The 19,733-nt window shown below is 38.3% G+C and carries 24 protein-coding genes and 1 pseudogene; 2 read left to right on the forward strand and 23 right to left on the reverse strand.

Annotated elements, in window-relative coordinates; genetic code table 11:
- Window positions 1-320: 320 nt before the first annotated feature.
- Together SNE38_RS17885 and SNE38_RS17890 are read left to right on the forward strand one after the other, a co-directional pair.
- Window positions 321-605, forward strand: a pseudogene (locus SNE38_RS17885) (transposase); the annotation flags it as partial.
- A gap of 40 nt (window positions 606-645) precedes the next feature.
- Entirely contained in the window at window positions 646-864 is a 219-nt protein-coding gene (locus SNE38_RS17890; protein ID WP_191705156.1) for a transposase, read from the forward strand.
- Between the two features lie 145 nt (window positions 865-1,009).
- Here the strand turns inward: SNE38_RS17890 and SNE38_RS17895 are convergent, their stop codons facing one another.
- The 23 genes from SNE38_RS17895 to folE form a co-directional block, all read right to left on the reverse strand.
- Window positions 1,010-1,690, reverse strand: a complete 681-nt coding sequence (locus tag SNE38_RS17895) for a zinc metallopeptidase (protein ID WP_191705157.1) — start codon at window positions 1,688-1,690, stop codon at window positions 1,010-1,012.
- A gap of 51 nt (window positions 1,691-1,741) precedes the next feature.
- Complete coding sequence (gene lhaT / locus SNE38_RS17900) at window positions 1,742-2,341, reverse strand: lipoprotein heptaprenylglyceryl N-acetyltransferase LhaT (protein WP_191705158.1); 600 nt, start codon at window positions 2,339-2,341, stop codon at window positions 1,742-1,744.
- A 224-nt stretch (window positions 2,342-2,565) separates the two neighbouring features.
- Window positions 2,566-3,360 carry a menaquinol-cytochrome c reductase cytochrome b/c subunit gene (locus tag SNE38_RS17905; RefSeq protein WP_191705159.1) on the reverse strand — a complete coding sequence of 265 codons (795 nt, stop codon included), beginning with the start codon at window positions 3,358-3,360 and terminating at the stop codon, window positions 2,566-2,568.
- A 39-nt stretch (window positions 3,361-3,399) separates the two neighbouring features.
- A complete protein-coding gene (qcrB, locus tag SNE38_RS17910; RefSeq protein WP_191698144.1) occupies window positions 3,400-4,074 on the reverse strand; it encodes a menaquinol-cytochrome c reductase cytochrome b subunit in 675 nt (224 codons plus the stop codon).
- A gap of 22 nt (window positions 4,075-4,096) precedes the next feature.
- Window positions 4,097-4,603 carry a QcrA and Rieske domain-containing protein gene (locus tag SNE38_RS17915; RefSeq protein ID WP_191705160.1) on the reverse strand — a complete coding sequence of 169 codons (507 nt, stop codon included), beginning with the start codon at window positions 4,601-4,603 and terminating at the stop codon, window positions 4,097-4,099.
- 166 nt (window positions 4,604-4,769) lie between these two features.
- Entirely contained in the window at window positions 4,770-5,213 is a 444-nt protein-coding gene (locus SNE38_RS17920; RefSeq protein WP_191705161.1) for a YpiF family protein, read from the reverse strand.
- A 67-nt stretch (window positions 5,214-5,280) separates the two neighbouring features.
- Entirely contained in the window at window positions 5,281-5,832 is a 552-nt protein-coding gene (locus SNE38_RS17925) for a ReoY family proteolytic degradation factor (RefSeq protein WP_408022386.1), read from the reverse strand.
- Window positions 5,833-5,844: 12 nt separating this feature from the next.
- Window positions 5,845-7,089 carry a tetratricopeptide repeat protein gene (locus tag SNE38_RS17930; RefSeq protein WP_191705163.1) on the reverse strand — a complete coding sequence of 415 codons (1,245 nt, stop codon included), beginning with the start codon at window positions 7,087-7,089 and terminating at the stop codon, window positions 5,845-5,847.
- A 415-nt stretch (window positions 7,090-7,504) separates the two neighbouring features.
- Window positions 7,505-8,794, reverse strand: coding sequence for a 3-phosphoshikimate 1-carboxyvinyltransferase (gene aroA / locus SNE38_RS17935; RefSeq protein ID WP_191705164.1), 1,290 nt, complete (start codon window positions 8,792-8,794; stop codon window positions 7,505-7,507).
- Between the two features lie 56 nt (window positions 8,795-8,850).
- The gene (locus tag SNE38_RS17940; RefSeq protein ID WP_191705165.1) at window positions 8,851-9,948 is read right to left on the reverse strand and encodes a prephenate dehydrogenase; all 1,098 of its coding nucleotides are present in this window, start codon (window positions 9,946-9,948) and stop codon (window positions 8,851-8,853) included.
- Window positions 9,945-11,045, reverse strand: a complete 1,101-nt coding sequence (gene hisC, locus SNE38_RS17945; RefSeq protein ID WP_336047036.1) for a histidinol-phosphate transaminase — start codon at window positions 11,043-11,045, stop codon at window positions 9,945-9,947. The genes SNE38_RS17940 and hisC overlap by 4 nt, the downstream gene beginning before the upstream one ends.
- Before the next feature lie 25 nt (window positions 11,046-11,070).
- The gene (aroH, locus tag SNE38_RS17950; protein ID WP_191705166.1) at window positions 11,071-11,433 is read right to left on the reverse strand and encodes a chorismate mutase; all 363 of its coding nucleotides are present in this window, start codon (window positions 11,431-11,433) and stop codon (window positions 11,071-11,073) included.
- Window positions 11,430-12,521 (reverse strand): 3-dehydroquinate synthase, encoded by a 1,092-nt coding sequence (gene aroB, locus SNE38_RS17955; RefSeq protein WP_336047037.1) that lies wholly within the window; start codon window positions 12,519-12,521, stop codon window positions 11,430-11,432. The genes aroH and aroB overlap by 4 nt, the downstream gene beginning before the upstream one ends.
- A gap of 1 nt (window position 12,522) precedes the next feature.
- Window positions 12,523-13,704: a chorismate synthase gene (aroC, locus tag SNE38_RS17960; protein ID WP_336047038.1), complete on the reverse strand. Its 1,182-nt coding sequence runs from the start codon at window positions 13,702-13,704 to the stop codon at window positions 12,523-12,525.
- Window positions 13,705-13,954: 250 nt separating this feature from the next.
- Window positions 13,955-14,725, reverse strand: a complete 771-nt coding sequence (locus SNE38_RS17965; RefSeq protein ID WP_336047039.1) for a CheR family methyltransferase — start codon at window positions 14,723-14,725, stop codon at window positions 13,955-13,957.
- An 80-nt stretch (window positions 14,726-14,805) separates the two neighbouring features.
- Window positions 14,806-15,036, reverse strand: coding sequence for a hypothetical protein (locus SNE38_RS17970; RefSeq protein ID WP_225223891.1), 231 nt, complete (start codon window positions 15,034-15,036; stop codon window positions 14,806-14,808).
- Between the two features lie 18 nt (window positions 15,037-15,054).
- Window positions 15,055-15,282 (reverse strand): hypothetical protein, encoded by a 228-nt coding sequence (locus tag SNE38_RS17975; RefSeq protein ID WP_191705170.1) that lies wholly within the window; start codon window positions 15,280-15,282, stop codon window positions 15,055-15,057.
- A gap of 169 nt (window positions 15,283-15,451) precedes the next feature.
- Complete coding sequence (gene ndk, locus SNE38_RS17980) at window positions 15,452-15,871, reverse strand: nucleoside-diphosphate kinase (RefSeq protein ID WP_191698168.1); 420 nt, start codon at window positions 15,869-15,871, stop codon at window positions 15,452-15,454.
- A 111-nt stretch (window positions 15,872-15,982) separates the two neighbouring features.
- Window positions 15,983-16,957 (reverse strand): heptaprenyl diphosphate synthase component II, encoded by a 975-nt coding sequence (gene hepT, locus SNE38_RS17985; protein ID WP_191705171.1) that lies wholly within the window; start codon window positions 16,955-16,957, stop codon window positions 15,983-15,985.
- Between the two features lie 22 nt (window positions 16,958-16,979).
- The gene (locus SNE38_RS17990) at window positions 16,980-17,681 is read right to left on the reverse strand and encodes a demethylmenaquinone methyltransferase (RefSeq protein ID WP_191705172.1); all 702 of its coding nucleotides are present in this window, start codon (window positions 17,679-17,681) and stop codon (window positions 16,980-16,982) included.
- 24 nt (window positions 17,682-17,705) lie between these two features.
- Window positions 17,706-18,452 carry a heptaprenyl diphosphate synthase component 1 gene (locus SNE38_RS17995; protein WP_336047041.1) on the reverse strand — a complete coding sequence of 249 codons (747 nt, stop codon included), beginning with the start codon at window positions 18,450-18,452 and terminating at the stop codon, window positions 17,706-17,708.
- A gap of 73 nt (window positions 18,453-18,525) precedes the next feature.
- Window positions 18,526-18,741 carry a trp RNA-binding attenuation protein MtrB gene (mtrB, locus tag SNE38_RS18000; protein ID WP_191698172.1) on the reverse strand — a complete coding sequence of 72 codons (216 nt, stop codon included), beginning with the start codon at window positions 18,739-18,741 and terminating at the stop codon, window positions 18,526-18,528.
- Between the two features lie 54 nt (window positions 18,742-18,795).
- Window positions 18,796-19,365: a GTP cyclohydrolase I FolE gene (gene folE / locus SNE38_RS18005; protein WP_191705174.1), complete on the reverse strand. Its 570-nt coding sequence runs from the start codon at window positions 19,363-19,365 to the stop codon at window positions 18,796-18,798.
- Window positions 19,366-19,733: the final 368 nt, after the last annotated feature.

The raw sequence follows: 19,733 nt of genomic DNA on the forward strand, positions 1-19,733 counted from the left end.
AAAAAGGAGCTGGGACAAAACCCGCCTCAAAATCAAACGCCGTTCAAATTTTACGATGAGTAAAATTTGAACGGCTTTCTTATTGTGCCTACTTCGTAGCCGTTGTTCTCCGTTACGGCGGACGCTTTCCTGGGGGCACGGCTCGAGCCTGTAGTCTCTCCCACGTGCTTGTCCCCTGGGAGTCGCCGCCTTCACTCCGAACAACTAATTTTCTTTCTATATCAAGTAAATCTCTGCATAATTTCAGGCATGAAAAAAGGACATTCTCTGTTAAAATTTAAGTATCCTACCACCAAATTTTAAACGAAAGAAGTGTCCCTATGTTTAAAGATTATAACATGAATCAACTTATTTTCCCGCTAGATTTAGAAGTAAAGTTACATAAAAATGATATTGCCTTTTCCCTCCACCATTTGGTCGAAAGCATTCCAAACGAAGCTTTCGCTCCTTTCATTCACCATACCGGTTGCCCATCGTATCATCCACGTATGATGTTGAAGTTGATTCTATGTGGTTACACGCAATCCACCTTTTCAGGGAGAAAAATAGAGGATCTGACAAGAGATAGTTTACGTATGATGTGGCTTGCCCAAGGATATGAGCCACTGCGGAAGGTAAAAATCGTAGACTCATGATTAATGAGAATTGGAAAAACAAAAAGAAGAAGTAAGAGCGAAGCTTTCAGAAGAAAAAACGGCTGCCATTTATCCTCATCGTAAAATTGACGTGGAACCAGTTTTTGGATTCTTGAAGGCTAATTTGTGTTTCAGTCGATTTTCTGTTCGCGGAAAATCGAAGGTTACTAATGAAATAGGCTTGGCATTAATGGCCACAAATTTAAGGAAGTATGCGGTAAGAGAATAAAACCTCTCCGAATATTTTCTTTATAAAGCGCAAAAAGAGAAATTGCATTGTGCAATTTCTCTTTTTGCGTGAACTGGAACTAATTCTGTCCCAGCCTCTTTTTTTTGTAGACTGAAACTCGTTATGTCCCAGTAAGTATTCATTATTAATCGTCTGAATTCATACCTGTATAGATTAAAATTAAACGTAATAGCTCCATCACTGCTACAGCTGCTGCTGCAACATATGTCATTGCCGCTGCATTTAATACTTTGCGTGCAGAACGTTCTTCAGTATTATTAATAATACCTAACGAAACAACTTCGTTCATTGCTCGATTTGATGCATCAAATTCGACTGGTAGCGTTACTAGTTGGAATACAACACCTGCTGCCAATAATGCAATACCTAATAAAAGGAAACCTGAAGACGATGCAAAAATACCAATTAACACGAAAATCCAAGACATGTTTGATGAAATACTAGCCACTGGCACTAATTTTGAGCGTAATGTTAAAAATGAATATGCATCTGCGTGTTGCATTGCGTGACCTACTTCGTGCGCTGCTACAGCTGTCCCCGCGATTGAAGAGTTGTGATAGTTATCTTCTGATAACGCAACTGTTTTAGTTGCGGGATTATAGTGGTCCGCTAAAAAACCTTGTGTTGGTACGACACGCACATCTGTTAAGCCGTGCTGGTCTAAAATGTAACGTGCTACTTGTGCTCCTGTCATACCCTTTTCAGCAGGAACTTTTGCAAATTTCTTATACGTACTTTTTACCTTCATTTGTGCATACAACGGCAAGAGCATAATGATGATAAAATAAACGATATACATTCCCATTTCCGAACTCCCTTTCTATATCTTTCAATTCTCTTTAATTTTAAAGGCTTTTTACTGTTGTTGCAAATATTCGCGCTTGCGACTTTCTAAAAAAGCGAGCAATATACATGCAATAGATAGCCAAAATGTGAAATAGCCAATTTCACTTGGATATTGGTTAATCACGCGGTAAAATGGCATTTGACCAAATAAATAATCAATTACGTCATTATGCAGCGTCCAAATCGCACCAACCATAACGTGCCACATTTTAAAGCGATATTTCGGTAAATATAGCACTGCCTGAACAGCCATTAAGAAATGCGATGCCACAAGCATCCATCCAGCTGCACCTAATTCCCCTGTTTCCGCCAATGTAAGAAGATTCATTACAACAGCCCATAAGCCATATTTAATGAGTGTAATAAGTGCGAGCACTTCCATTAATTTGTAATTTTTCCCAAATAGCCAACCGATAATGGCAAAGCAGAAAAATAGACTCGCAGTTGGAGAATCTGGTACGAAAATATAATAAATCGGATCTGTAGCTGCAAGCTGCCCTTTATACCAATAGTAACCGTAAATTGTGCCGAATAAGTTAATAATAAGCAAAATGCTTAAAAAGGCACGATGATTCATTAAATACCATAACTGCATGATATATGCTTTCATTTTTTCTCCTTCTTTTCCTAATAAATCTTTATTTCATATGTATTTTGTGCAACTTACATAAACAATGCACGTCTTTTATTATAAACGTGCTTTAGGAGAGAAGCAAAATTTTCCTTAAATTTTGAAATAATTAATAAAAGTCTTTAATTCTATTGAAATTTTCCTAGTAATCTATTTATAAAAAAAGAGAGTCAGAATTCTGACTCTCTCTAAGTTAAATAATATTATTCTGCTTCTTTTAATCCCGCAATAAATTCAGCTAAAACTTGAAGCTCTTCATCAGTACCTGTAAATGTTCCAGCTGGCATACCACCACGGCCATTCACAATTACTTCTTGTACCTCTTCAGCTGTTAATTCATTGCCTAAAAGCATTGGACCTGATACACCAGCTAAGTCTCCACCGTGACAGCCAATACATGAAGCTTGTGCTTGGTAGATTTCATAGCCTTCAGAAGTTTCGTCAACTTCAACATCTGGCAATAGCCCTAAATGTTTGTCAGTAATTTCACCTTGCGCATCTACCGCATCCCAATCAGTTGCTTGTACAGATTCCCAAGTTGTATAAATAAGTGCTGCTACTGCTAACAACATGAAAGCTGTCGGTAATGGGCGTTTTGACGGGCGACGTTCAGGTGTTGTATCTAAAAACGGTATTAATGCTAATGCACCAAATGCAATACCTGGAATAACCATAGCTCCAATTACATTATATGGACCAGATGCATAAGTATATTTTAATAATTGGTACATCGATAAGAAATACCAGTCCGGTAACGGAATATAAGATGCATTAGTTGGATCTGCCGGACCCTCAAGTGGTGAAGGATGTGCGACAGTTAGTAGTAAATAACCGATTAAGAAAACTGCTCCAACCATCCATTCTTTTAATAAGAAGTCAGGCCAGAAAGCTTCTGTTTTCCCTGGATATTCGGTATAATCTTTCGGCACGTTCGGCATACGGTTATTCGCTTTTACACGTGAATCCCCTACGAACTTCATACCTTTTCCGCGTTGCATAGTGTCCCCTCCTTAAAAAATCATACAATTGGTTTCAGATCATAGAGGTCCTGAAATACCTTGGCGGCGGATCATAATAAAGTGAACTGCCAATAAAGCAAATAGTGCTGCTGGTAAGAAGAATACATGAATTGCAAAGAAACGAGTTAATGTTTGCGCACCAATAATTGTAGAATCCCCAGCTAAAAGTGTTTTTATTATTTCTCCTAAAAACGGAACAGATGCAGCAATTTCGATACCTACTTTAGTTGCAAATAACGCTTTCATATCCCATGGTAATAAATACCCTGTGAAACCTAAACCTAACATTATTGCAAAAATACCTACACCAACTAACCAGTTTAACTCACGTGGTTTCTTATACGAACCTGTGAAGAATACACGAAGTGTATGTAAGAACATCATAACGATTACTAGAGATGCCCCCCAATGGTGCATACCACGAACGATTTCACCGAATGCTACTTCGTTTTGTAAATAGTAAACTGATTTCCAAGCATTTTCTACGTCTGGTACATAGTACATCGTTAAGAACATACCTGATAGAATTTGAATAACTGTAATGAAGAAAGTCAATCCCCCGAAACAGTAAACGAATGCTGAAAAGTGATGGGCAGGGTTAACGTGCTCTGGCACTTCGTGGTCGGCAATATCACGCCAAATAGGAGTAATATCTAAACGTTCATCGACCCAATCATAAATTTTATTTAGCACTGTGTCGTACCCCCTAACTTATTTAGTTACTGTGTGTGTTTGCGATTTTTTTCCCAAGCATTAAGAAGCCATCATTTTCTGCCACTTCAAACATATCTAGTGGTCCAAGTGGTGGTGTACCTTTTACGTTTACACCTGATTTCTCATAACGTCCCGCGTGACATGCACAGAAGAACTGATCTGGGTGTGTTGGATCACTTGCCCAGTTTACAGTACAACCTAAATGCTTACATACAGGTGATATTGCGACGATTTGGTCGCCTTCTCTGTAAACCCAAGCTGCATCGGCAACCTCTGATTTATACCAACCATCTGTTTGTTCATACGAGAAGTCAACTTTTACTGGAACTTCTGTAATTTCAGCAGCTTTTTGACTTGTTTGTACAAAATCCCCTTCTTCTTTCGTTTGAAGAATTGGGTCAATTGCAAAACGAACCATCGGCATTAACATACCTGCAGCCATAAATCCACCTACGCCAGTAATCGTATACGTTAAAAATTGACGTCTTGTAACTCGATTCTTACTCATCCTTTTCCCCCCTCTTACTAAAAGGTCAGTCCAACGGACATATACTTTTAAAAATAGTAAATAACTAGGACATATCTATGATATATCAACTGAATAAGTTGGTCAATATAGCATTCATTTCCATATGTGTAGTTTGTGAACATTTAATGAAGGAAATAGAGCGTAATTATACCCATATATTTGTTAAATTTGGGATAACTTGTTTCAATTGATCTTCCAATATACGTTGTTTTACTGATTTATCCATAGATTCAAGGGGGATTGGAGGCAACCAAATAATATTTAAAAATTCTTTAAATTCTGTCCAACTATGGTCACAAGTTACAAAAATGATAGATTTAAATCCTGCATCCTTTAATTCTTGTTCAATTGTCGTAGGCAAAGTTTCAGATTTAGTGTTAACTGTATAGGAAAACGGTGGTAATAGCATAATACGGCCCTTGAATTGCTGTTCGATAAAATTTGTTAATGACATTAAATATTCTCCAGCAGAACTGCTTTGTTTCATTCCTTGCTCTGCAAAATCCAATTGTAAAAGAGGAACAATAGCGGTATCGATAAATTGCTTTTGTGCCTGGAATTGTTCTACATCAGTTACTTTAAAGTTCATTTTTATTCCTCCTGGGTCTTTTGAAGACTACGAAAATAGGCAATAAGTATTTTTTTGATAGTTATAGTCACTTCGTATATTTCAACGCCTGCAGTAAATTGGACAACTCGAAAAAGCGGTCTTTATCTCCTGCATCCAGCGCCTCATCAATCTCTCTCAAAAGCTGTTGTTCCTGAAACTCCAATACGCTATTCTCCAACAAACGTTGCGCTGCTAAACGGTCTTTCTCACTTATAAACAAGTCTTTAGGTACATATGGGTTTTCTTCCAGCACCGCCAAATACAAAGGATCTGGCGGAATGCTAGGGAAATTCAATTGAAAGTAGATAGATTCATGTGCATTGATGCGTAGATCATGAAAGGCTTTCTCTGCATCGGATGTCATAATATTTTCTTTATAAAATCTAAAAGGGATACTCGTCGTCTCAATTGTCGACATAACGATAGACCGTGGACAATAGTGTGCTTCATCAACGAAGTGAACATTTTCCAACAATTCATCATTACTTAATAAGTAATTTAATATCCATACCCCTTCACGCCTTTTTAATTGGAAATTTTTCAAAAACCATCTGATGAATAGCTTTTTATCATTCAGTGGTACGAAATAGGTCAACATGCAATCCTCCCTTTACTCAAAGCGTTCTAATAAATCAGTCCATTGTTGTTCTGAAGGTTGTAATTGTACAAGTCGCTCCACAACTTTTTTCGCTTCCTCACGTTTACCATCCTCAACTAAAAACAGATAATATTTCTCCAAGAATTCAACATCATCTTTAAATTCATTATATGCCTCTTTATAAATTTCGTATGCTTTTTCAAACTGTTCTTCTTCATTATAGGCATTGGCAACAAATGGATAGAGCGCGACCCATTCAAATTCATTTTGCTGCAGCTGTTCATATAGTGAAATAATTTCTTCAAAGCGCTGTTCTGTACTATATACCGACATTAATATTAAAATTGCCTCCATATATTCCGGATCTAATGCAATCGCTTCATGCAGATATTCAGTTGCTTCCTGTATCTTACTGTTTTTAATCGCCATCTTCCCGGCAAATAAATACAATGACTTGTCATACTCATCGCGTTTTAAGCCCTCTTTTATAGCCTTAAGTGCTCGGTCATTGTCTTCAAGCATTGCATAGCTTTCCGCTAACAATAAGTAGGCTGAGAAATAATCCGGATCAAGCTCCTTTAAATCTTCCAATTGTTTTATAGCGAGTTCATATTTTTCTGTTTGGAATGCAGCATAGGCTGAGCCAAATAGTAAATCGGCTGTTACTTCTTCTTCCAATGCCTCCATATAATAATCCAACGCTCGTTCATATCCTGCTCCGGCACGGTAAACCTCTGCAAGGCGTTGGGCTAATATTATACCAGCAAATTTTTTGTCAATTGTGTAGAGTTCTTCATATATACGAACTGCTTCAGAAAATCTCCCAGTTTCGAATAATAATTCTGCTTTCGCAAATTGCAGTAAAGGCTCATGAGGCAAAATCTGTAATGCTTCATTAATACGCTGTTCCGCTACTTCAAATAACCCTTGCATTTGATAGTAATCTGCTAAAACTAAAAGCGCCTGTGGATATTCTGGTGCATCATCTGCAATACCCATCAGTAAATCGAGCGCATTATCCTCTTCACCCATTTCTATTAAAACGCTTGCGCGATCAATTGAAATCTGAGCTTCCTCCGGAAATAAAAATTGTAAATGCTCGAAAACTTTGTCTGCTTCATTTAAAAATCCATAATGCATTAGTGCCTCTGCAACTTCATATTGTGCTGCTGGTTCAGCCTCCATTAAAAATGATTCAAGAAGAGTATTTACTTGCTCTAAATTACCTTCTTGAATCGCCTGTAGTAATTGTTCCATAAGTCGTTCACCTTTTTCTTTTGTTTTCAATATTTATGCTACATGACTGAATGGCGCTTCTCAAGGAAAAGCTTTGCCATATATCATTATTTATTGAAATCAAACTTTTAAACCTTCCTAAATATCATATTTCTAAAAAAATTGCCCCTAGCATACAACTTAAACTAGAGACAACACAATGTTCTATTAATTATTTTCATATAGTATACACGCAAGTTCCTCGGACAGTATCAACATTCCAATGTGCTCTTTCTTCATTTTCATCGCAAATGGACGGCGAATGGCTTTAATAGTCCAATTGCATATGGATTTTTTTGTTAATGAAATCATTGATACTTTATAGTATACATAGAATCATCAGTAGTTATAGGCTCTTGAAAATTTAAAGGAAAGCGACAATTTTGCCGCTTTCCTTTTATTTCGATAATCTATTCAAATGTTCAAAAAATGTAGGGTAGGAAACTGCGATACAGTCTGCGTCATCCAGTGTAACTTCTCCGTCTGCAATTAATGCAGCTACAGCACCCATCATACCGATTCGGTGATCACCGTATGTTTTTAAGGAAGCTCCAGTTAATTTCGTTGGACCTTCAATAATCATTCCACCATCTGTCGCTTCAATATTGGCACCTAGTTTTTTCAGCTCATTCACAACTGCATCGATGCGGTTTGTTTCTTTTACCTTTAGTTCTTCAGCATCTTTAATAACCGTTTTACCCGCTGCTTGTGTTGCCAACAGAGCGATAATTGGAATTTCGTCGATTAGACGAGGGATAATTGCCCCCTCAATTACTGTGCCTGTAAGTTGCGATGTTTCAATTGTAATGGTTGCAGTGGGTTCTGCTGCATTTGCATCATCGATTTCGATTGTCATATTGGCACCCATATTTTGAAGCACTTGCAGGATTCCGTCCCGTGTTTCATTGACCCCTACGTTTTGCAGTTCAATGTGGCTATTAGTAGTAACGGCGCCCGCTACCAAGAAAAAGGCTGCTGATGAAATATCGCCTGGTACGTTCACATGTGTCCCCGTTAGCTCTTGCCCACCTTCAAATGACACAACTCCGTCTATCACCGTTACGTTTGCACCAAACTGACGTAGCATACGCTCTGTATGGTCACGGGATACTTCACTTTCTCGAACAATGGTCGTACCTTGCGCCCGAAGCCCTGCTAATAGGATAGCCGACTTTACTTGTGCACTTGCTACAGGCATAGTGTAATCAATCGCTTGTAATGGACTACCTTGAATCGCAAGTGGTGTATATTGCCCGTTTTCCCGACCTGCAATTTGTGCACCCATTAAACGAAGCGGATCGGCTACACGGCGCATTGGACGTTTTCCAATTGAAGCATCGCCTGTCATAACTGTATGTAGCGAGGTACCTGATAAAATGCCGAGCATTAATCGTGTGGTTGTACCTGAATTCCCTGTGTATAATACTTCTTTCGGTTCTGTCCAATTATCAATACCTGGACTGTCTATTGTCACATTTGTTCCGTCTACTTCAATTTCAACACCTAATTTTTTAAAGCAGTCAATCGTACTCAAGCAATCTTCACCTAATAAAAAGCCGGTTACTGTTGTCCTGCCTTTTGCAATTGAGCCGAACATAACCGAGCGATGTGAAATGGATTTATCCCCCGGTACTGTAATGTTCCCTTGTAATGACACCTGTTCATATTGTAACTTTTTTGAACTCATGCTCCGAATCCCTCCTTAGAAAAATACATCCCGCCTTTTAAAAGCGAGATGTGTCCTTATGAAATATACGTATCGTACTTTGCCTTCTGTGCAATACATTGTGCTGCACGCTCACGGTCTTCATTTGTTTGGAAGCTGATTACTAAAATACCGAATACGTCAACTCGTGTTTCGACAATGCGTATATTTGTAATACTTATATTATCTTCTGCCAAAAAGCCCGTCACTTCCGAAATAACACCTGGATAATCGGGGATGTCTACATATAAATCATAGGGCATATACAATGCTCCGTTAGCGATTGGCAGGCTGTCACGAACATCACGTGCATCGCTAAAATACGCTTCAATTGCCTTTTCATCACCATTATCCAATAACTGACGAACACGATTCATTTCATCAAGCCAAGTATCAAGCTGTCCGACAAGCTCTTTTCGGTTTTGCAACGTAATATCACGCCATAATGCGGGATTTGATGAAGCAATGCGCGTAATATCACGAAAACCTCCCGCTGCCAAAGAGGATGTCATTGGATAGGATTTCTTTTCGAAATTCAATTGATGTACAAGTGATGCAGCGATGATATGCGGAAAATGACTAACAACAGCTGTCATATGATCATGGATTTTCGCATCTACAACAACCATTTTCCCTAACGTAAACTTCAGCAAATTATCAAGCATTGCTAGCTTTTCGATTTCTTCGCCTTCATTTGGTGTTAGCATATAATAGGCATTTTCCAACAGATAAGGCTTCGCAGCAGTAATCCCACTTTTATGGGAGCCTGCCATCGGATGCCCCCCGATAAACGTAATGCCTAATTCTTTCAGTTCTTTTGCCTTGTCCATAATTTGTGTCTTCGTACTACCGGTATCGGTAATAATGACACTTTTCTTCAATTCCCATGATTTTAACTGCTCCATAAACTGGAGTGTCACGTTTACAGGTGTACCAAAAATAATAACATCTGCCTCTTTTGCAAATTCAGCCGGATCTTCTACAACTTCGTGTACAACCTTTAATGTGCTAGCTAATTGTCTCGTTTGTTCATGGTAGTCGTAGCCATACACTTTCGTACGCGGAGCCTTTTGAAGAGCTAACGCAACTGAACCACCTATTAGCCCTAATCCGATTACGAAAACATTACGTGTCATGCAAATACTCCTTGTTCTGTTAATACATCTTCAAGCAATTGTAAAAACTTCGCGTTTTGAGCTTCTGTCCCAATCGTAACTCGTATATAACCTTCCAACCCAAGTGCGGCACCACTGCGGATAATAAATCCGCGCTTCATCATTTCTTCAAACACTACGTTACTATCCGCCTTCACTTCGAACATAATAAAGTTTGTTTGAGATGGGAAATAGTTTAATCCATGACGCTCGCAAAATGCCACATATTGTTTTTTGCCGATTTCATTCGCTTCACGACAGCTCGCAATAAACTCCTGATCTTGTAAAGCAATTTGCGCAACCTGCTGGCTTAGAACTGTATTGTTAAATGGCGCACGTACTGGGTCCAACTTTGCAATAACTTCTGCTTGAGCAATACCATATCCCACACGGAATGATGCCAAACCGTAAGCTTTTGAAAACGTGCGAAGTAAAATTAAATTCGGATATTCTCGGAAATAATGCAGTGTATCCTTATAGGTTTTATCATTTACATATTCAATGTAAGCCTCATCTAACACTACAAAAACATCTTTAGGTACTTTCGTTAAAAATGCACTTAATGCTTCATCCGTCACAATTGTTCCTGTAGGATTATTCGGATTGCAAACCCAAACGACCGATGTTTTATCATCAATGGCAGCGAGCATCGCATCCAAATCATGCACACCTTCTTTCAAAGGGACTTTACGCACTTCTGCACCTTCAATGTCCGCATTATGCCAGTACTGAGAAAAAGATAAATCCGCCATCACGGTATTCACGCCTGGATATAATAATGCTCGCGTTATAATAGCAATTAAATCATCAGAACCATTTCCTAAAATCAATTCCTTTTCCTCAACACAATAAAAGTTCGCTAAAGATGTGCGTAAGCTTTGTGCATAGCCATCTGGGTATATCGCATGATTTGATTGTTGCGCCTGTAAAAATTGTCGCACCTTTGGGGAACTGCCAAAGGGATTTTCATTGGAAGCGAGCTTTATAACTTCATCCAATCCGAAAAGTTTTTTTACTTCTTCAATCGGTTTTCCCGGTTGGTAAGCTTTCATGCCAAATAACTGTTGTTTCCACTTCATCATTAACGTCTCCTCTAACTGGCGATTATTTCACTAAATCTGGTCGTAATTTTACTGCGTCCTCTAAATAGACATGACAGATTTCATGCTGTGGTGTATTTGTATTAACGTGCAACAAAACGCGTATACATAATGGCAACGCACCAGGTACATCCATCTCGTGCATACACATTATCGGTACAAACTGCCACCCTGGCATTGTGCGTACTGACTTTGCAGGAAAGGCAGAATGGATATCGGGTGTTGTTGAAATTGTAACAGATGCAATATTTTCCGGTTCAATATTGTTTTGCTTGGCAACTTCTTTTACAAGTCTCGCTGTTTCACCCCATACGTATTCAGCTTTATCTTCAGCAATTGTTATTGCCCCACGTATTCCACGAATCATTGTTGCACCTCCTCCAGTAATGCTCTTAATTGTTGATCAATCTGTTCACATTTTTCAAGTTCAACTTTTTGAACGAATGGATGACCGATTGTATCTAGCAATACGAACTGTAATTGTCCGTAGTCTGCTTTTTTATCTTTCAATAAATACTCTGTTAACTGTTCAAATGTAAATTCATGGACTGCTTCAAAAGGATAGCCGTTCTCTAAAGCAAACTGCAAAAAGCGCTTCGTAAATTGATGGTTTACCTTACCGTATTGTTCACTTAAAAGTAAAGTATACAGAAGACCAATCATGACAGCTTCGCCATGTGCCACTCGACCATAGCCTGCTGCAGCTTCAATTGCATGCCCATACGTATGACCTAAATTTAAAAATTTACGTACAGATTGTTCTGTTTCATCCTGCTCAACAATCTTCGCTTTTACTTGTATGCCATGCGCTAAATAGTTAACCAACGTCTCTTCCGGAAGTTGCGTTACAAATTCGCCTTCCAAAAGCTCCTCAACCCATTGCGCATCTGAAATTAAAGCATGCTTAATTACTTCTGCCATCCCTGAGCGTACTTCTTTTTCATTTAAACTATGTAAAAACGTAATGTCATAAATAACTGCTTCCGGCTGATAAAATGCACCAATCATATTTTTCCCGAGGGCATGATTGATTGCTGTTTTTCCTCCAACCGCTGAATCATGAGCCAAAATTGTAGTCGGCACTTGGATAAACGGAATGCCCCGCATATAAGTCGAGGCAACAAATCCCGCCAAATCACCTACCGCGCCACCACCAAACGCAATAATAAGAGACTTCCGTGTACATTTTTGTTCTAATAAAAATGTTTGTACGGTATTATAGTTTTCAAAGCTTTTACACGTTTCCCCCGCTGGCATTACATGGAGATGGTATGCATGCGGAAAGTTGGCTTCAAAATAGTCCTTCTGTGAATGCCAAACATTTTCATCTGTCAGCACTACTATTTTATCTGCCTTTGCAAATAAGTAGTCAAGTGCTGTCGTTGCTTCTTTCAATATGCCCTTCCCAATCGTTACATCGTACGAGTGAGATGCAGCCCGAACTGGAATCTTCATATTAAAACCCCTTTGTATACTGTCGCATTTCATCTAATTGTGCTTTTAGCTGCGGCAACTGATCACTATGGAACTGTTCTACAATCGCCTTAGCAATTTCCCAGGCAATAACATGTTCGGCCACAATCGACGCTGCTGGCACTGCACAGCTGTCAGAGCGCTCAACACTTGCTTTGAAAGGCTCTTTCGTTTCGATATCGACACTTTGCAATGGTTTATATAATGTAGGTATTGGCTTCATTACCCCTCTTACAACAATCGGCATACCTGTAGACATACCGCCTTCAAGACCGCCTAGACGATTTGTTGCACGAGTATAGCCTTTTTCCTCATCCCATAAAATTTCATCATGTACTTCCGATCCCTTTTTACGTGCCATTTCAAATCCGATTCCAAACTCAACACCTTTAAATGCATTGATGCTTAACATAGCTCCTGCAAGCTTTGAATCTAATTTACGGTCGTAATGTACATATGATCCGATACCAGCTGGCAAACCTTCTACAATGACTTCAACGACACCACCGATTGAATCACCGGCCTGTTTGGCTTCATCAATTGCTTCCACCATTTTCGCCGAAGCTTCCGGATCTAGACAGTAGCAAGGATCCTGTTCAACAATTGCGCGTATTTCGTCTGCAGTTTTACCTTCCAATAAGTTCTGATCCGCTTTGATGCCTACAATTTCAGTTACATGTGCAACAATTGATATGCCTAGTTCATTTAGCAATGCTTTTGCAACAGATCCGACTGCCACCCGAACCGTCGTTTCACGAGCGCTCGAGCGTTCTAACACGTTACGTAAATCTCTATGACCATATTTCATTCCACCTACTAAGTCCGCATGTCCTGGACGTGGACGTGAAATTTGGCGTTTGATCTCAGATGGATCAATATCTTCCGGCAATTCTTCTGCGCCCATGATTTTTGTCCAATGCTTCCAGTCATCATTCGTTACTACTAACGCAACTGGAGAACCTAACGTCTTACCGTGACGAACTCCCGAAACAATTTCTACAGTATCAGTTTCAATCTGCATGCGGCGTCCGCGACCATGGCCTCCTTGACGACGTTTTAAATCATAATTGACCTTTTCTGCGGTAATCGGTAATAATGAAGGCAACCCCTCAATAATTGTTGTTAGTTGTGGTCCGTGTGACTCACCTGCTGTTAAATAACGCATTAAACACTTTCTCCCTTCAACTCGCTAAAGTATGTATTTTTCACTATAACATATTTTATACTAAATAACAGTACTGATTCACCTAACTAATATGTCATTTTAGAATATTCTGAACGTTCTAACTAATAAACGGCACAATTATAAGCAAATAAAACAAAAATACACTTTTCGCTATATTATACGAAAAGCGCATTAATATGTAGCTTTAAAAGTATTCCACAGCAGTCTTCAACATTTTCAAAAAGCTATATTATTTTTTTCGGTAAAAGAATGTATCCTCAACTTCAAGGTCATATTTGGCTGGATTAAAAATCTGCTCAGTTGACCCAACAAATAATATTCCGCCTGATCGCAATGCTTTACTAAAGCTAGCATAAATTTGATCTTTTGCTTCTTCTGTAAAGTAAATCATCACGTTTCTACAAACAATTAAGTCAAAATTAGACTCATAGTTATCCTTCAATAAATTGTGTTTCTTAAAAGTAACTGTACGTTTAATTTCATCTTTAACTTTATAGAATTGTTCTTCCTGGTTAAAGTACTTTGCTTGTATTGGCTTCGGTACCTCTGCAAGAGAACGCTCGGGATACAGTGCCAATTTTGCTTTTTGGAGTACATTTTCATCCAAATCCGTTGCCAAAATATTTATTTGGGATAAAGGCAAATGATGAGATAGTACCATTGCTAAGCTATAAGGCTCTTCACCTGTGGAGCAGGCTGCACTCCATATTTTTAAACGTTTATTCGATTGCAGCAATAAAGGGAAAATTTTATTTTGTAATACTTCCCAACGCTTACCATTTCGATAAAATTCAGAAACATTGATTGTCATGCGATCCAAAAATTCATTCATCAAGTCCCGATCTTTTTCCAGAGCCGAAAGAAAATCAACGAAGTTTCCGAAGCCTTTCTTTTCATACAATGATGTTAACCGGCGTTTCATCTGCGCTTCTTTATATAGAGCTAGATCAATGCCCGTTTTGCGCTTAATGCCATTTATAAATTGAACATAATCTGACATTGTCCATCTTTCCCCTCATCTAACGTATGCCTATTATAGCCGAAAATCCTACTTCCCGAAACAGATTTTGTGCATAAAGGCTATTCAGTGCGTCTATCGAGCAAAAGCTGTTTTGACTGTTCGAGCTCAAGCTTCATTTTTTCCGTTTCAGAATCATAGCTTTGTAAACGGATTTGTTCAAGTTGTGTCTCTTTTTCCAACATTTTAATCTGTAATTTCAAGGTAGATCGTTTATGGGCTGTAAGAATCGCCGTTAAAGAAATTAAAGCTCCTGAACCAAAAATTATACAGATAATAATAATATCTTCCATTCGTCACATTACGCTCCCTTAAAAAATATTTTGCTTGCTGCTCGATGATTCGTTTTCAATTAAAATTTGTTTCGTATGTTCTAGTTCTAACTTCATCTTGGCTGTTTCTTTATCGTAATTTTCCAATCGAAGTTTTTCAAGCTCAATTTCTTTGTCTAGACGCTTTAGGTCAATTTTTTTGTTTCTCGTATACGTATCTGTAAGAATTCCAACGACAGCGATAATTGTAATCATAGTCCAAAACATTTATGTCACTCCTTTATTCCTATTACGAATTATGCGGGAAAATAGTTTCATTATTAAAATTATTATAGCACTTAAACATCCTTAATTTTTAATTATTTTCAGGATTTGGTTAAATTAACAAATGAAAAAAACCACCACTTAAAAAGTGATGGCTTAATGTATGTTCTAATTATTCAGCTAAGCCTTCTGGGAACCATAAACCGATTTCACGTTCAGCAGAAGCTAAAGAGTCAGAACCGTGGATTACGTTGTGAGATAAAGTTACAGCGTAGTCACCGCGGATTGTACCAGGAGCTGATTCTTCTGGCTTTGTAGCACCCATCATGATACGAGATAATTGGATAACGTTTTCGCCTTCCCAAACCATACCGAATACTGGACCTGAAGTAATGAAGTCTACTAATTCACCGAAGAAAGGACGCTCAGCGTGCTCTGCATAGTGTTTTTCAGCTAATTCACGAGTTGGTGACATTAATTTTGCTCCGCGCATTACAAAACCGCGACGCTCAAAACGATCTACGATATCACCAATCACTTGACGTTCTACGCCATCTGGTTTAACCATTAAAAATGTTTTTTCGATTGCCATTATAAACACTCCCTAAATTTGAGTAAAAGGTTTTACACCTACCGATAAATATTACCAAAATCCTACTCAAACTGCAACAAATATTAGATTTGGCTATAATTTGGTGCATATTCAGGATTTTCGCTTGCCCATAAATAGAGCAATATCTCGCAACTTTTTCTTCATCGGATGATTGGGTAATGCCTCTACTTCTTTTAATGCTTTTTTTAAGTATAGATTACTGATTTTAGTCGCTTCTTTTATCGCATCCGAATTACGTACGAGTGCAAGCATATTTTGACGCTCCTGCTCAGTTAATCCCGTCGTTGATACTTTTGCTAAGTATGGTGCAAGTAATGGATTGTCCTTCATTAATAAAATAGGCAATGTAACATTTCCTTGCATTAAATCACTTCCAGCCGGTTTTCCGAGCTGTTTATCTGTTGCTGTGAAATCTAAAATATCATCTACTATTTGAAAGCTCATGCCTACAAAATATCCGTATCGCTTTAGGTGGCGCACTGTTTTCTCATCAGCACCGCTCACTACTGCACCTAATTCACAGCTTGACTCGATTAACAACGCTGTTTTTCGTTTAATACGACGGAAATAATCTTTCAAATTTTGATCTAAACGAAACTTATCCTCGATTTGAATGACTTCACCATTTACTAGTTCTACCATTGTTTTCGCTAATATTTGATGTGCCCTCGGATTTTCAATGCTTGTTACATATTCCAATGCACGTGCAAATATAAAATTCCCTGTATACATCGCTACACGGTTATTCCACTGCGCTTTTACCGTTTCCCGTCCGCGACGCATATCTGAATCATCAATCACATCATCATGTACTAATGATCCCATATGAATTAATTCCAGGGGGACGGCGATATTTTTCATTCGCTCAATATTATAGTCACCAAATTTGGCACTTAGTAACGTAAATACTGGTCGAATTCGTTTACCACCAGCTTGCAGTAAATGAATAGAGGCATCATTCAATAAGTGTGAAGATGAATTCAACGCTTGTTCTAATTCGTTTTCGATGATTTCTATATCTGATTTGATATCCGCATATAGCATTTTGATTTTCATCTTTTCCACGCGTCAAAACCTACTCCCACTATTATTTCTTTTTAAAACCCATGTGCATAGCTGCTGCCCCACCGCTATATGGTTTATATGTGACATTTTCATACCCAGCTTCGCGGAACATTTGCGCTAATTTTTTCATGCCAGGAAAGTCTTTTGCCGACTCCTGAAGCCATGAATATTCTTTATAGCTTTTTGCAAATAATTTCCCGAAAATCGGCATGACATAGTTAAAGTAAAAACGGAAAAGTTGACGATATACCGGTATTTCAGATTGTGAAGTTTCCAGACAAACTACCATTCCCCCTGGCTTAACGACACGATTCATTTCACGCAATACTTCCATATAATCAGGTACGTTTCGCAAACCAAAGCCAATCGTTACATAGTCGAATGTATTATCTTCAAATGGAAGCTCCATTGCATTTCCATGAATTAACTCTATGTTTTGAATATTTTCTGTTTTTTGCTTACCGACTTTCAGCATGTTCTCACTAAAGTCCAGCCCTTTTACAACACCTTCTTCACCTACTGCCTTTGAAAGAGCAATAGTCCAGTCAGCAGTACCGCAGCATACGTCCAGGCATGTGGAACCCTTTTTAACGGCCATACGCTTCATCGTATCTTCACGCCATCCTACATGCATTTGAAAGCTGATAACGGAGTTCATTTTATCGTAGTTTTCTGAAATGTTTTCAAACACTTCATGAACATGTTCTTCTTTCGATTTTGCCATTTTTTCAAAACCTTTCTAAATTCACTACAAAGTGATGTATTGCTCAATGGAATGTTTTAAATCATCGTGGATATTGCTTTGCTTCAAAACTTCTAATGCCCGTTGTTTTCGGGTAATCAGTTGCCCATGCAGCCTTTCCATTGTTGATTCAAGAACAGTTGGATTATCAGCTAAGGCCAATGCTCTATACAGAAAACCTTGTTTTTTATCCTGTATCAATCCATATTCTTTTTTCAAACGAATAAATGTCAATGTATTTTCCATAAGTTCAGTATAGGCATTGTAACCGTATACATCATAGTATTGCGAAATCAATGCACTTTCAATTACCGTTAAACTATGAACCCATTGCTCAACGGAACGAGTTACCGTCTCATAAATGCGTATTTGATGCTCACAGCGATCTACAATTCCTTTAGACAATTTTTGAATTAGTCTAATATTACCGGACTGTGCAAGTAGTTGATAATAGCGACCACTATAATAATCTCCCGACAGGACAATGAGTTGCTGTTCCTTACTTGTAGCATCTACTTCCAATACCTTTTCGTGTTCCAGAAGCGATGCATGTACAATACCAACAGTTACTGCACTTACTTTATGGTCGTCAGTCATTGCAGCCCCATTCAAAAAAGGGAGCTGGATAAAAAACAATTGTTCTTCTTGTAACGTAGGTTGTCCAACATTTTGAAGTAATGCTCTATGATGAACATGCTGTAGAATATTTGATTGTAACGTTTGAACCGACTGTATAATAGATGTTGCACTCATAGAAATTACTCCATTTCAATGTTTTAAAGCATATTATCAGAATTTTTATATAAAATTTGTGCTTTTGCATTCATTATTTTTTACTTTGGATTGTTCCATGGGCAGAATGAATTTTTGCTTTGCCACGAATTTTCATCGCAGATGTATGCTCGGTAAACTGGGCAATCATTACTTCACCTGCATCCAATTTTTCAGAATGGTGAAATTTCGTATCGGTACCACGAGTTAGACCAATTACATGTACACCATCTTCTTCTGCTTCGATAATAATATAATCTGGTTGCGCCATTTGATAATCCCCCACCTGTTAATTTCTTTGTTTATAATACCATATTTTTTCGACTTATTTCATTTGGATGAAAGTAATCACTTCATTGCGCTTCGTATCATCTTCTTCATAAACACCGCGCGCGACTGCCGTCAGAGTTTTAGAACCAGGTTTTTTCAATCCACGCATTGTCATACACATATGCTCGGCCTCAACAACAACATAGACGCCTTTAGGATTTAACATTTCCATAATAGTATCTGCTACAGTCGAAGTTATGCGTTCTTGTAGCTGTGGACGGCGTGCAACAGATTCCAGGCAGCGTCCTAGCTTGCTTAAACCGGCTACCTTACCGTCTTTTGGTATGTATGCTATATGGGCAGTACCATAGAAAGGAACTAAGTGATGCTCGCACATAGAGAAGAACGGGATATCCTTTACCAATACAAATTCTTCGTGGTCTTCATGAAAGACTGTACTAAAATAATCACGTGGATCTTCATTTAAACCACTGAACATTTCTGCATACATTTTTGAAACACGTTTTGGCGTATCAAGTAATCCTTCACGCTCTACATCTTCTCCTACTGCCTCTAAAATCATTTTTACTGCTTCTTCTATCTTTTTTAAATCGACATTTGCCATGGAAATCAGGTCCTCCTAGAAACCAAAACGTTTTTATGTATACGTCTATCTATATTTATTCTCATTAAATGCTGTTATTTTCGTTATAAAATACACTCTTGAATCGTAGCACATTAGACGCGTAAGTTCAAAAGAGTTCTACTTTTTTTAGCATAGTTATTCAAAAACAAAAAGAAATAAACCGAAGCTCTAAATTCCCCGTCAAATTCCGAAACCAATTCGGCGGTCTAACTCGTAAGAACAGAGGAATTGGCACTGTAGCCTAAACGAAAACCAACCTTATTAATCGATTACCAAAAGCACAACGAGCCTATCATTTCCAGGCATCAAAAAAGAGTAGCCCTCAGTTAGACTGAGAGCTACTCTAT

The sequence above is a fragment of the Solibacillus ferritrahens genome, from assembly GCF_037027585.1.
Taxonomy (GTDB): domain Bacteria; phylum Bacillota; class Bacilli; order Bacillales_A; family Planococcaceae; genus Solibacillus; species Solibacillus ferritrahens.